This window comes from Bacteroidia bacterium (genome assembly GCA_019695265.1).
Classification (GTDB): Bacteria; Bacteroidota; Bacteroidia; order JAIBAJ01; family JAIBAJ01; genus JAIBAJ01.
The window spans coordinates 24,422-37,349 of the sequence record JAIBAJ010000005.1 but is presented as its reverse complement, the minus strand read 5'-3'; the positions used below and the strand labels follow the sequence as shown (position 1 = coordinate 37,349).

The window sequence follows — 12,928 nt, the reverse complement described above, 5'->3', positions numbered from 1 at the left end:
GCCAAACTTTATTTCATGCTGTTAAAACCCATACGATTTTTGCTAAAAATATGCGCTGAATGTCTTGCTATAAAAGGAGTGCAGCGAATTAACAAATAATTTTAATCAGAAATCCTGTACCAGGTTATACAAGCTGGTTTGAATGCCTGCATAGAAATACTGGATTTTGGAATTTGTAGAGCCATAGCTTTCCCAGCGGTTATTAATTCCAACTTGAATGTTAAGGTTATAGGCCGGATTAATAATAAATCCAATTCTGAAATCGGCATAGGCCAGACTTGCCTTTTGTCCTTGAAACCAAGCCTTTCCAACTTTTCCACCCTGGTCTCCATCAAAAATGCTACGTCCAAAACTAATTCCGGCAATACTATCTCTACCATATTGGCAATATAAACCTTTGGCTTCCACCCAGAATCGGCCATAGCGATAAGATAAAAAGCTGAGCACTTCTCTAAAATTTGCCCCTGTCGGATGAGTCAAACTTTGATTGTAATGGCTCCAAACATTGCCTGCCCGATTGGAGGAATAGGTATACGGAGCACATTGATTAAATTCTACCTGCCAGAAGAAATTGCGAATAAAGAGGAAGTCATACATTTTTAAGCCGCCCTGAAAAGCAAATTTGGGAGAGCTTGGTATCGTATCTTGTTGGGTACTACCGCCTAAATCATCCAACATAAACTGACCATACAGATGGGTACGGTTAAATACCTTTAATTTTACATTTAAGCCTAAATTGGTATTGTTTCGACCAGCCAATCCATTTTGTGCCCAAGAAGAAAACAGGATTGGATTAGCGAAGTTGTAACTGACTTTGGCTAAACTCTTTCCTTCCCAAATGGTTCCTTCAAAAATTCCTATCTGAATACGCTTTCCCAAATTGAAACCCAGGTAATGAACACTTAAGAATTTTTTTGCAAAGGGTTGTTGAGGATCGGCTTGTGTAATTCCATCTTGCAATTGGGCCATTAATACATAATATTTGAGCTTCCAAAGGTTGGCAGTAAATTTTAAGAAGGGGTAGTTAAATGAATTGTCACTTAATAAAAAGGAGCGGTAACCTTCTCCTATGAAGTTCTTGTCATTTCCAAACTGGATATTTAGTTTGGGAATAGGAGACCAACTCACATATCCGGAGGCTATACCATAATCGTAACCATTGGTTTTAAAAGGCTTGTATCGTCCAAAATTAGGAACCACCTGGTATTTTTTAACATAATCGGCCAGGTAAGGGAACAGTTGAGACTGGGTTTCGAGATAAGCAGCGTAGAAAGCAACCGTTTTTCCTATGGTACCTTGCACCATCAATCCTCGAGTGTTGATGGTATAGGTTTGAGCAGGATTAACCGCCAGATCCTTTCCATATTGCAAGTTAACCAAGGGAGAAACCGCCAAACTGAACTTGGCAGAATCCAATTGCAAAAGATGTTTGTGAAGCAATTTACGGCCGATAAAAGTTTTACCGAATCGGGATTGTTTATACCGTCGTCTCAGGATGGAATCGGTATCCATTACCCGATTCATATCTGCTATTCGATAGGGTTTGATTGCAGTAAAAAATTGCTTAGAACTATCGTTTATCAGGTTTAGGTATTCTTCGGTACGGTAATACAGTTGGTGATTAAGTGGCAGAAACAATTCCTGGGCACTTGCTGTAAGGCTACAACAGAGCAAAACAATACCAAGAAGCAAACGTGTATTCACAGAGGCGAAGGTAACGAGTTTGATTAAAAGAAAAAAGCCCCCGAAGTTCGGAGGCTTTTCTCGATATCAGTTACGAATTAGTTAAGTACGAAACGGATAGGTAAGGTAAACTGCACCCTAACCGCTTTACCGGTTTGGCGACCGGGAGTCCATTTAGGAAGTGATTTAATTACACGTACAGCTTCGGTATCCAAGTCTTTGGATTGGGCACCACGTGCTACGCGAACATCAACAACTTCACCATTTTGGTCAACCACAAATTCTACGTACACGGTACCTGTAATTCCATTTTCTTTAGCGATTGGAGGATACTTAATTGACTTCATGATGTATTTCATCAATTCTGCATCACCGCCTGGAAATACCGGTGGTTGTTCAACGATTTTAAAGGTTTCTACAGGTGCCGGTTCTTCTACTACTTCATTGCCTTTCCCTGTTTCCAAGAGGCTCAAATCAACCCCGGTTTCATCACCTTCCTGAGTGGTAGTTCCGGCATCCACTTCCTTCATTTCTTCCTGTGTGGGAGGAGTTTCTTCTTCAGGAACTTCTTCAACAATTACCGGAGGGGTAAATTGTACAGTGGATTTAAGGGGAGGTGGTGGTTCGGCCGGTGGTGGTGGTGGTTCTTCTTTATCCAAGGGTGGTGGCTCTTCCAGGGTAGTAACCTCGGTCATTTTTAAATCCTGCTTTTCAGGAATAATGCCGGAGATAACCCGAATAATAACAGGCAAGCTCACTACAAAAGTGAAGAACAAGATGGCTAAAAGTAAGGCTAGGCCTGTAATTTTACCATTTTTCTTACGGATTTCATAAGCACCGTAAGCCTGGTTGCGGTCTTCAAAGACGATATCAACCCAGTTGTCGGAAAATATTGAATTTTTTGATGCCATGGTGCTTAATTTTGAGTTGGTACTGCTGCATCAACAGCTTGTTTTTCAATATCATTTAACTCAACCACTGCAAAAACCCCAATATCACAGATCTGCATTTCATCGAGAATGTCAATCATGTTTTTGTAAATCGATTTATCGGAAGGTTTAATTAAAACCAGTGGACCGGATTTATCACCTTTTGCTTCTTTGATACCTTTTTTGTATTCCTCTTCATTGATTTTACCTTCCTGGAAATCTTTCCTCAAGGTTGTACAAGCATCATGAATCTTTCTGTTCTTTTCCAATAGAACCTTACGGATTCCATCTTTTCCAAAGTTGGTTGTTTCAAAGGTAAGATTATCAGGTAAACCGGAATAATAGAAAATATTTCCTTGGGGACCAAGAATCAAGGTTAAGGCCCTATCTTTTGGAAATTTGGTTGTTTCTTCTTCTGTCAATGGTTTATCCGGTTTTACCGGCATGTTAATCTCCATTGTTTTAGGCTTACTCATGGAAGTGGTAAGCATAAAAAACGTAATCAGAAGAAATCCAAGGTCCACCATGGGCGTAAAGTCCACCCGGGTGCTCATTTTCTTGCCACGGGGTTTGCCACCTTTCTTGTGACCACCGCCGCCGCCGTCTATTTCTGCCATGGGATTTAGATTTTAAATGTTATTAAACTATTTTTACTTGAGATGCTTGTTGAAATTGATTTCCATAAATCAACGTAACAAAATCTCTAAAATTTTATTCGCTTCCGGTTTTACGTGGATCAGCTTCCATGCTGGTAATAAAGTTGAAACGGTTCACTTTCTTATCCTGCACTACTTCAATGATGCGTTTGATAACAGGATATTGGGTGTCCATATCGCCTTTAATTGCTACACGGATATTGTTATTGGTTAACCTGGCTTGCCAAATCCAATCGCCCAATTCATTGTTAAGGGAATCCATTGGGATACCCGGACTAGTTTTATTGAATTTAGAACGTTGATCGGCATTCAAAGCCAAGTATTGTTTTAGCTGATTAAATGGAACTCCAAATTGGTCCACAAGAGAAAACTGTTTAATTTCCTCCGGAGTAAAACTTACTCCGCGTTGTGCTGCCATTTTTTGGATAAGTCCTTCCCGGTTGTATTGTCCGTCGATCCCAAAGAATACCCTACCATTTCCATCTACCGAAAGTATCATTACATCCTGTTCAGGAAGTACGATTTCGGAGACTGAAGATGGGGTATCCACAATGATGGGCTCGTCGGGCTTAAACTTGGTGGCCAACATGAAGAAGGTCAATAGCAGGAACGCTACGTCCGTCATCGCTGTCATGTCCACCGAAGTGCTCTTACGAGGTACTTTTACTTTTGGCATTTTTGCTTGGTTTAAAACCCTTTCTTCAAAGGTTTATAAGTAATTAATTGGAAAAATGGCCGGCCACCGCTGCGGATGGCCGGTAAACAATTACTTGTTGTGCGAAGCTTCAAATGTTTGTACAATGCTGAAACCTGCCTCGTCGATGGTATAAGTAATAACGTCGATTTTACTGGTAAATACGTTGTACATAATAATCGCTACAGCCGAATTGGCAATACCAAGAGCCGTATTGATAAGGGCCTCAGAGATACCATTTGCAAGAGCTACTGAGTCAGGAGAACCTGCAGTTGCCAGAGCCGAGAACGCACGAATCATACCTAATACCGTTCCCAAAAGAGCGATAAGAGTTGATACCGATGCCATCGTAGCAATGATGCTTAAGTTTTTCTCTAATCCCGGCAATTCCAATGAAGTTGCTTCTTCAACCTCTTGCTTAATAGCCGTTACTTTTTGCTCTTTGTCCATGGTGGTATCTTTCTCTACTTCTTTGTAACGAAGCAAGCTGGATTTAATAACATTGGCCAAAGAACCTTTTTGCAAATCACATGCAGCAATGGCTTGATCAATTTGTCCACCGTGTAACAAAGATTTTACTTTGTGTACAAATGCTTCAGATGATTGTTTACCTCCCGCTAAAGCAATCGCAATAAAACGCTCAATAGAAAAAGTTATGTTCATCAAAATCAAAGATAACAAAATCGGTACGATGGTACCACCTTTGTAAATCAATCCCAAAACGTGACCAACTCCATCTGGAACCGGATGTTTAGTAGGATCATTGTCCTCAAAGTTGGACGGATTTCCCATCACAAACATGTAAATTAAAATACCTGTTAATACAGCCAAAGGAATAACCAGCGTTGAAAAAATTGAGCTGAATGAACCTTTCTTTTGTGGAGTTGCAGCGTTAGCCATTTTTTTTAAAATTTAGATTAAAGTTAAAGCAGATTTAAAAAAGGACGGCAATAATACAATTTCCTTTCAATGTATCGGAGTTTGTGGAAAAATTTCACATGGAAAAATTTCATTTCTAATACAATTTTATGAATTTTGCCCGTCCTCATCGCTGTGGTAAACGCCACTTTGTTGCATTTATTTTGTGGAACCTAACTTTGTTGATTTACCTCCATGGATTGGAAAGAAAACAGTCGGAAAATATTAATAAAACATGTTCCAGAACCCGCATTGGACTTGATTATCCTCCTGCAAGAGAAACATGGCTTCAGTCTGCTAATTACTAATCCGCGAACCACTAAATATGGCGATTACCGTTCGCCTTTTGGCAAAGCAAATTACCACCGAATTTCAGTAAATGGCAATCTAAATTCCTACCAATTTTTAATTACACTTTTGCACGAAATTGCACACCTCCTTACCTGGGAAAAACACAAAAACAAGGTTTTACCTCATGGAGAACAGTGGAAAAAAGCCTTCGCCGAGGTGTCAAAACCTTTCCTTAACACCGAAATTTTCCCCGACGATGTGTTGCAAGCCTTTCAACTTTATCTCCAGAATCCGAGCGCAAGCAGTTGCAACGACGATACCCTGCATGCCGTTTTGATGCGGTATGATGCCAAAATTGTTCGCACCGTTGAAATGGTCAACCAAGGGGAATTGTTCGGAATGCCACCCAGAATTTTTCGAAAAGGGGCCCTGATGCGCAAACGTTTTAAATGCCTGGAAGTGGTTTCTAATAAATGGTATATGGTTCATCCTCAGGCCGAAGCTCATCTGTTGCCACCGGATATTCTTGAAAAAGTGAAACACCTCGGACTATTTTGATCTTTATTTTTTTACCGAATGTCTCCTTTGCAACGAAAGGCCAAGGCGATTTTTCAACTAAGTAGGGTCTGCCGAAATACACCCAATCTATCCATTATTAGTTATTTAAGCAATTATTTGAATCCTATTGGTGCAAGGCTTCCTTTTTTTGCTGTATAATAATGTATAGCTACCGGCCTGCTCCGGATCCAAAAACAATTTCCAAGTCGTGTTTTACCTGACCCTGAACCTGGGTTATAAAATCTTGCTTCATTTTGCCGTATTCTTCCGGTGTATACGATTGCAGAATAACCCCATCTGAACAGGTATGGATGGTATCGCAATTGTCAATAAGGGTGTCTAAAATGTGGGAAGTAATTAGGATGGTTTTTCCTTGTTTGCGCAATTCGCCCAAAATCAGATTAAATACCATAACGCTTTCCAAATCTAAACCATTGAAGGGTTCATCTAAAAGCAGCAAGGTTTTGTGTTGGGCTAGTACCGCTAAAATAGCTAGTTTTTTGCGCATCCCGGTGGAAAGGTCTTCGGTAAATTCTTCGCCGGTTAAAGAAAACAGGTTTAACCATGGTGCTGCATCAAATCCTGTATTTCCTATGGCAAATAATTCCAAGGTTTCGCGGGTGGTTAGGCGGTGGTAGAAGTAGTTGGATGCTTCTAAAAAGGAGGTGATGTTTTTTGATACCGGTTGGCCTTGAAATTGAACCTCTCCCGAATCGGGTGTAAGTAAGCCGTAAATTAACTGAAGGAGGGTTGTTTTTCCACTTCCGTTTAATCCGGCAATTCCATGAATTTTCCCGGTTTCTAATTCCAGGTTAATGCCTTTTAATACTGTATGTTCGCCATAAGCAAACTGTAAAGATTGCACACTAAGCATCGAAATAGATTTGTAGGTTGGAAAGGGTTTTTCGGTAGAACCGAATGGACATGATAAAAGGTAAAGGCAAAAACGGTGGAAACAAAAGGGAAATTAATCCGATGCTTACCCAAATTTGATTAGGCGATTGCACCCGATTGGGTTGATAAAAGGCATACTTGCAAACCAAGCCATAAAACAGGTTAAAGGCCAACAAGGCCGTAAATACTAAACTAACCCAGTAATACTCGGAGTTAAGGATTGAAAACAAAAGCAAGGAAGGAAGGTTTACAACCAGAATAGTGGAGAAATGAAGCAGGAATTTTTTAAAAACCAAGGCGGAAGGACTTTGATAGTCCAGTTGAACCATGCGCCAATCTTCACATTCTTTGTACAAGGAGGTAAGGATTAATAGTTCCAGAACCCAGGCAAGTATAGGAAAGGCAGGATGTACCACCATCAGAAAGGGTACGACCAAAACCAATAACCAAGAAATGGGGTTTTGCCTTAATCCGGATTTCCATTCGAAAAAGGCATTTGGAACCCATTGCATACCGGGCAAGTGAAATCGGGTGCGAAGGTTGGGGAGTGGCGGTATAAAAGGGAGTAAACCGGCTAAGACAAGCAAAATTAACGCCCCGGGTAGGTAATAAACCAAGTTAATTATGGCAAACGGTAGTGAAAGTAAGAGGTATTCCGCAAGTAAAATTTTACATTTGAATGGATGAAAATTGATTTGAAGAAAGCGGTGGTCGGAACGAGAAAAATGCAAGGAAAGCAATATTAAGCCCGGAAGTAGGGCATAATGCCAGGCCTCTTGTAATTTTTGAGTGTACCAATAAAATCCACCAAGGGTTAAAACCAAAGCTAAGATTATTCCCAAGCCTCCGGTGGCTTGCAATTCGCGGAGGCCTTGTTTAAACCTTAGCCTAAGAAAAATGCTTATGCTGTTTCTCATTCCGGAAATTTGGATGCTATTAGCTCGCCTATTTTTTCGAGCCAAAGGGCGTCGATGTGGTCGTAGGCAGCTAGTTCGGCACTGTCAACATCCAGCACAGCAACCACCCGGTTGTTTTTAAAAACAGGAACCACTATTTCCGATTTGCTCAAGCTGCTACAAGCAATGTGGCCGGGGAATTCATCTACATTGGGAACCAGGATGGTTTCGCCACGTTTCCAGGCAGAGCCGCAAACACCTTTTCCGAAATTAATTCGGGTGCAAGCAATTGGCCCTTGAAAGGGTCCTAGCACCAATTGGTTATCGTGAACCAGGTACCAACCGGTCCACCAATTAGGAAAAGCTTGGTGAAGAGCTGCTGCCACATTGGCTAGGTTAGCCACCAGGTTGGTTTCGGGCTCAATTAGGTGTTGTATTTGGGGTAAAAGTTCCCGGTAACGGCTTTCTTTATCGGTTTGGGTTAGGAGTAATTCTTCCATGGAAAAGCGAGCATACACTTGGGGCTAAATTCCAGTTTTTTTTAAATCGGGAAACAGAATTAGCAAGAATTGGGAAAAAGAAGCTAGGGCTGGGACTGCAATTGATGCCGATTATTTGAAAGCAAACAGAAATTAAGCTAAACCCGGTAGAGCCAAATAGCTTTGCCGACCCATAAAAAAATGAAATACCAATTCACCTTTACGGCAAACTATGGGCGATAACGGGGCAGGAGATTCTTCAGGGGATGAACGATTGTTTTCAAAAAACAAAAAAGGGGAACATCCTTTCGAATGCCCCCTTTACCAACCGCACGACAGCTATTGAATGATGGTGATGGGAGTTAGGGCTTTCCAGCATTTGAACTCGGGTGTGTAGTACAAATACGCCGAGGAAGCCGGGGCCAAAAATGTGCCGGGAAATTCGGTTTTTAGGTCTAGGTTAAAGGATTTTGACTCGTTAGGTTTCATTTGGCGATAGTATAAAAACAGCTTATTTCCTTTTATTTCATAGTAGTCGAAGCTTTGCTTTTCCATCAGCTCTTTTAATTGCCAGGGTTGAGCCGACAAACCGGCTGGCAGACCAATAATAGCCATGGTACTGGGTTGACCCTGGTTGGTAAGATTACTCAACTCGATGTGCATACGACAGGTTTGCCCCATGGAAATTTGTTTGGCATCGAGGGATGTTTCGATACCGATAACACATTGGTCGCTACTGGCCGGAAGCGAGGAGTGGTAGGTAATTGCGAGAGAATATGGCAAGGCATTTTTTACACCTTTGTACTTGATTTTAAACTTGGTTTTACCTTGTTTAATTTCCTTTTCCAGATTTTTGAATTGGATAGGATCTTTGGTATTTTTGGTATAGGCTTGTTCGGCGATTTTGCGGCCGTCGGCAAAGAGTTCGATGGTACCGTCTTCGCCGGCTTTTTTATTGAATTTGGCGTATTGGGTAAGCGCTTTTAGAGAAAGTATGGTTGCCTGGCTGCTTCCGTAACCACCGTAGGCATTTCGGTTATTGATAAGAAACTCCACGGCTTTGTTTATTTCGCCGTTGAAGCCTTGGTCGTAGGCGAGAAGTGCCATGATTGCTAGGGAAGTAGTTTCGATGCGCAGGCCTAATCCGCCGCTACGGGTGATGCTGTGTTTTTTTGCATTCCAGCTACCGTCTTTTTCCTGGGAGTTAACAAGCAATTTAGCGAGTTTATCGGCATTGGTACGGTCGTTGGATTGTACGGCAGCCATGGTCATCATACCCATGAGGTAAGGGTCTTTGGAGGTGATGGCATGTTCTACATTTTTTTGGTATTCGAGTTTTAGTTGGTTGGCGAAGCCTGCTTCGGACAGGGCGTACACGATGTAGGCGTCGGTAATATCCTGGTCTGCGGCGCCAAATTGATCGAGTGCCTGGGCATTGCGCATAAAACCACCTTTACCGTTGCGTTTAGCCAGGAGCCAATTTGCAGTACGGTCAACCATGCTGTTATCGACCGAGGCATACACATTTTTCATGTCGTTAAATTGCATAAGTCCGTAAGCGGTAAGGGCTTCGTGGCCGGGAGAGGAGCCAAACCATTCGTAGCCTTTTTGTTTGGTTTCGAAGCTGATGAGGCGTTTATAGCCTTGGTCGAGCAATTGGTTTGCACGTTGAAGGATTTTTTCGTCGTGGGAATCAATGGTTTTCAGGTAATCGAGCACCATGGCATTGGGGTAGCTGCTCATACTGGTTTGTTCGAAGCATCCGGAAGGTTCGTTGAGGATGCTTTCCACCCCTTTCATCAGGTCAGAAACAACGGAAGGGAAGGCGGTGAGGTTTACTTGCAAGCTACCCGAAACGATGTTGGAGAGGGCGAACTCGTGTTCAGCTTCCAGTTGTTTGCCGGAGAAAGCTAAGCTCATTGGGAAACCTTTGGCTTCGGTTTTTATGGCTTGGCAAAGTTGGTCGCTATGGGAGGCAGAGTGGAAGGAGATTCGGATGCTATCGGTTTGTGCGGTGCCGCTTACTTCGTAGTTAAGGTAAATTGTTTTGGCTTGGTTTGCGTCAAGGGTTTGCGTCAGGGCCGGTTCATGCTTTATGTTAAAGCCTTTGGGTGCAGAAATGCTGAGTTTGCCTGACAAGCCGGTGTTGGAATTGTTTTTAATGGTAACCGGGATAGCTACCACATCGCCCAGGATGCAGCTAGTGGGGATTTTGGCTGAAATGCTGAGAGGTAGCTGGGTGAATAAGGTTTGTTCGGTTCGTCCGGGCAATCCGTTTTCGCCGATACCTTCGGCGGTAATCCGGAAGGAAGTGATTTCATCGGAGGTATAGAATTCGATTGTTTTTTTGCCGCTTCGGTCGGTTTCAAGCATACCATCGAAGAAAAGGGTGGAACGGAAATCGGTTCTTACATCGGATGGTTGAAGCGGTTCGGGTTTGGAAACCGGGAATTGGCGGGCCCTGACAAAGTGGGATTCCGGTTGTTGAGGAATAGGTGGCTCCTCTTGCGGTAAGAACCATTTTCCCATGTCCTTCATATCCTCGTTTTGAAATTCCTTTTTAGCTTTATTTTTGGCCAGAGCATCCCCTTTTCGGAAAATTATTGAATCGGCTTGTGCTCTTTTAGGTGCTGGTTTAGCCCTGGCGGGTTGTCTTTCTTTATTTGGAACTTTGGCTAATTGCTTTTCCTCTACCACATCCCAGTTAAAATCTGCAAAACCTGCATCTACTTCATCCTGCTTTACCAAAGCCATAGGTACATTAGCACATGCTTCAACCATTTTAATTAAAGCAACAGGGCGATTTGAGTTCAGGTACAAAACACCCTGGTCGTTCAGATGGGTAAGGTTTGCAGTAAGCACCTGGTAATCAGTCATTCGTATTTCAAGCTGGTTAAAGGAGGAGATATCGGCTTTTTTGATTCGGAAGGTTCCATTTTCATCGCTTCGGGTAGTGGTTTTAGTTCCTACCAGTTTTACAAAGGCGGCCTGAATGGGTTTACCGGTATAAGCATCCAAGATTTTACCATAGATTTCTGCTTTTTCCCCTTCAAACCCAAATTGAGGAACTGTTTCAGTTCTAATTTCTTTCCACGAGAATCGCCTCCAACCGCTGGTTAGAAGGAGGTAATCCAAGGCACGAAGGCTTTTTGATTCTTTGGTATCGAAGAAGAAATTAGGCTCTTCAATGGGTTCTTTAATATCATATTGAAGGCAGAGTGATGCCAGCAAATGCTGTTGTTTGTCGTCGGCGAAAGCGAGCAATTGGTCGTTTACCACCGATATACCCAGTTGGGAGGCAACCGGTAGTCCACTAGCGTCGGTAGTGGAGATGGTCATTTTCACTTTTTCACGGGGGAGGTATTTTTCCTTATCGGTTTGTATATGCAGGCGAAGCTGTTTGTCGCGGTTAACAAAGGCCAGGCGTTCACAACGTTCAATTCCATTTGCATCGAACAAGGTTATTTGAGCAACCCCCATCGGGAATTGATCAAGGGGCATGATAACCTGGTTGTTTCCGGAGGCAAGAGCTACTTCAGTTGCCCAATATATTTTTCCTCTTACGGTAGCCACGAGGGATGCTTTGGTTGGAATGGTACTTAGGATTTGGATAGGAAGATCCAGGTTTTGGGCCTCCCCGGTTTTTAAAACAAAACCTTGAGACAAAGCGGAAGGCAATTCTACCCGGTCATCGCATGCCGGCGAGGTAATTTGGGCAAAATAAGTTCTACCGGGTTCAGGAATAAGGTTAAAATGTCCCAAACCTTTGGCAAAACTGGTGAAAGAGGTGATTTCCTTACCGTTTTGGTCAACCACCCTACCTTTAATATCGGTGGGTTTTCCTCGATGGTTTCTGGCCCGGAAGGCCACACGGCTTTCGAGGTTTTGGATAAGGTCACCACCTTCTGGAAATAGTTCCAGTTTTACTTGGTTCAGGACAATAGGTATGCTTCGGCTAATGCTTTCTGATTGGCCTTCGTAGTCGAGGGAGACTAGGAGCAAACCATCTCCGGTTTTTAGTTTAGCGGGCAAATGAAAGCGAATGAACATTTCCCCATTGTTTCCGGTAGAGGATAGGTTGTTCATGAATTCTTTGCCACCGAGCGAAACGCTAAACCGGAAGGAGTGATTAGACAGGGCTTTATTTTCGTTGGATTCAAGGATAAGTTTAGCAACTACTTCTTCGCCGGGGGCAAATCCTTCTCGTTCGAAATCTAGTTTCATTTTGAGTCGAGGAAGAACCAATTCCTGAACCGTAATTTTCTTTTCGAAAAAAGAGGAGTCGTTTTTCATCCAATTGGAAAAAGCTTTGAGGGTATAGATGCCGCCGGGTAGTTCTTCTTCAATAAGCAAATCGCCACGGCTTTGGCCGTTGATAGCAATAAGATCCAGTTTTTTTGCTACTGCACCTGCAGGGTTTAAAAATTCAAGGTGGATCACTTCACTTTTATCGGAAGCACTAAAGTCGGATCCTTTTCGAAGGAAGGCGGAGAACCAGATGGTTTCGCCCGGACTATAAAATGTTTTATCTGTTTGCAGGTAAAGGCGGTCTTCCGGATGAGTTTGATTCAAACGATTGAGTTTTTCCCTCAAGGTTCGAATCAATTCATTTTCAACTGCCGGAAACAGGTGTCGAATGGAAGTTGGATTAAAGATAGAATTGGCATTTAAAGCCAGAATAAGTGCCACTGCCAAAACGAATAGGCCAATGGGCAAGAAGGATTTTCCAAATCGTTGCATGATAAAGAAGGTTTTGGTTTCAGTATTTAGATGCCTAGTTGGACGGATTCCATAACGGATGGAATAATTTTTTTTTTGGATTGTATTAAAATTAGGTTCCCGGTTTGGGTAAACCCAATGAAATCAAGGGGATTGGCAGGGTTTAATATTCCCGTTTTAAGCCCAATTGATTGGTATAACAGGTTTGTTA

At 42.5% G+C, this 12,928-nt stretch carries 10 protein-coding genes; 1 reads left to right on the top strand and 9 read right to left on the bottom strand.

All coding sequences use genetic code 11. The features are described 5' to 3' along the window. Positions 1 to 105: 105 nt before the first annotated feature. The 5 genes from K1X82_01780 to K1X82_01760 form a co-directional block, all read right to left on the bottom strand. Positions 106 to 1,704 (bottom strand): hypothetical protein, encoded by a 1,599-nt coding sequence (locus tag K1X82_01780; protein ID MBX7180813.1) that lies wholly within the window; start codon positions 1,702 to 1,704, stop codon positions 106 to 108. Between the two features lie 77 nt (positions 1,705 to 1,781). Beyond that, positions 1,782 to 2,594 carry an energy transducer TonB gene (locus tag K1X82_01775; protein MBX7180812.1) on the bottom strand — a complete coding sequence of 271 codons (813 nt, stop codon included), beginning with the start codon at positions 2,592 to 2,594 and terminating at the stop codon, positions 1,782 to 1,784. Between the two features lie 5 nt (positions 2,595 to 2,599). After that, positions 2,600 to 3,229 (bottom strand): biopolymer transporter ExbD, encoded by a 630-nt coding sequence (locus tag K1X82_01770; GenBank protein ID MBX7180811.1) that lies wholly within the window; start codon positions 3,227 to 3,229, stop codon positions 2,600 to 2,602. A 94-nt stretch (positions 3,230 to 3,323) separates the two neighbouring features. Beyond that, complete coding sequence (locus tag K1X82_01765; protein ID MBX7180810.1) at positions 3,324 to 3,944, bottom strand: biopolymer transporter ExbD; 621 nt, start codon at positions 3,942 to 3,944, stop codon at positions 3,324 to 3,326. Between the two features lie 90 nt (positions 3,945 to 4,034). Continuing rightward, positions 4,035 to 4,862, bottom strand: coding sequence for a MotA/TolQ/ExbB proton channel family protein (locus K1X82_01760; protein ID MBX7180809.1), 828 nt, complete (start codon positions 4,860 to 4,862; stop codon positions 4,035 to 4,037). Between the two features lie 213 nt (positions 4,863 to 5,075). Between K1X82_01760 and K1X82_01755 the strand changes: the two genes are divergently transcribed. After that, positions 5,076 to 5,729 (top strand): SprT-like domain-containing protein, encoded by a 654-nt coding sequence (locus K1X82_01755; protein MBX7180808.1) that lies wholly within the window; start codon positions 5,076 to 5,078, stop codon positions 5,727 to 5,729. A gap of 169 nt (positions 5,730 to 5,898) precedes the next feature. Here the strand turns inward: K1X82_01755 and K1X82_01750 are convergent, their stop codons facing one another. From K1X82_01750 to K1X82_01735, 4 genes are all read right to left on the bottom strand, one after another. Then, complete coding sequence (locus K1X82_01750) at positions 5,899 to 6,603, bottom strand: ATP-binding cassette domain-containing protein (GenBank protein ID MBX7180807.1); 705 nt, start codon at positions 6,601 to 6,603, stop codon at positions 5,899 to 5,901. Beyond that, positions 6,596 to 7,540 (bottom strand): hypothetical protein, encoded by a 945-nt coding sequence (locus K1X82_01745; protein MBX7180806.1) that lies wholly within the window; start codon positions 7,538 to 7,540, stop codon positions 6,596 to 6,598. The genes K1X82_01750 and K1X82_01745 overlap by 8 nt, the downstream gene beginning before the upstream one ends. Beyond that, on the bottom strand, positions 7,537 to 8,019 hold the full coding sequence (locus K1X82_01740) for a GAF domain-containing protein (protein MBX7180805.1): 483 nt from the start codon (positions 8,017 to 8,019) through the stop codon (positions 7,537 to 7,539). The genes K1X82_01745 and K1X82_01740 overlap by 4 nt, the downstream gene beginning before the upstream one ends. Positions 8,020 to 8,337: 318 nt before the next feature. After that, the gene (locus K1X82_01735; protein MBX7180804.1) at positions 8,338 to 12,738 is read right to left on the bottom strand and encodes a hypothetical protein; all 4,401 of its coding nucleotides are present in this window, start codon (positions 12,736 to 12,738) and stop codon (positions 8,338 to 8,340) included. Positions 12,739 to 12,928: the final 190 nt, after the last annotated feature.

Coding starts and splice junctions, on each gene's coding strand:
- K1X82_01770 (MBX7180811.1), bottom strand. CDS start 3,229: ATGGCAGAAATAGACGGCGGCGGCGGTGGTCACAAGAAAGGTGGCAAA.
- K1X82_01740 (MBX7180805.1), bottom strand. CDS start 8,019: ATGGAAGAATTACTCCTAACCCAAACCGATAAAGAAAGCCGTTACCGG.
- K1X82_01760 (MBX7180809.1), bottom strand. CDS start 4,862: ATGGCTAACGCTGCAACTCCACAAAAGAAAGGTTCATTCAGCTCAATT.
- K1X82_01750 (MBX7180807.1), bottom strand. CDS start 6,603: ATGCTTAGTGTGCAATCTTTACAGTTTGCTTATGGCGAACATACAGTA.
- K1X82_01735 (MBX7180804.1), bottom strand. CDS start 12,738: ATGCAACGATTTGGAAAATCCTTCTTGCCCATTGGCCTATTCGTTTTG.
- K1X82_01755 (MBX7180808.1), top strand. CDS start 5,076: ATGGATTGGAAAGAAAACAGTCGGAAAATATTAATAAAACATGTTCCA.
- K1X82_01745 (MBX7180806.1), bottom strand. CDS start 7,540: ATGAGAAACAGCATAAGCATTTTTCTTAGGCTAAGGTTTAAACAAGGC.
- K1X82_01765 (MBX7180810.1), bottom strand. CDS start 3,944: ATGCCAAAAGTAAAAGTACCTCGTAAGAGCACTTCGGTGGACATGACA.
- K1X82_01775 (MBX7180812.1), bottom strand. CDS start 2,594: ATGGCATCAAAAAATTCAATATTTTCCGACAACTGGGTTGATATCGTC.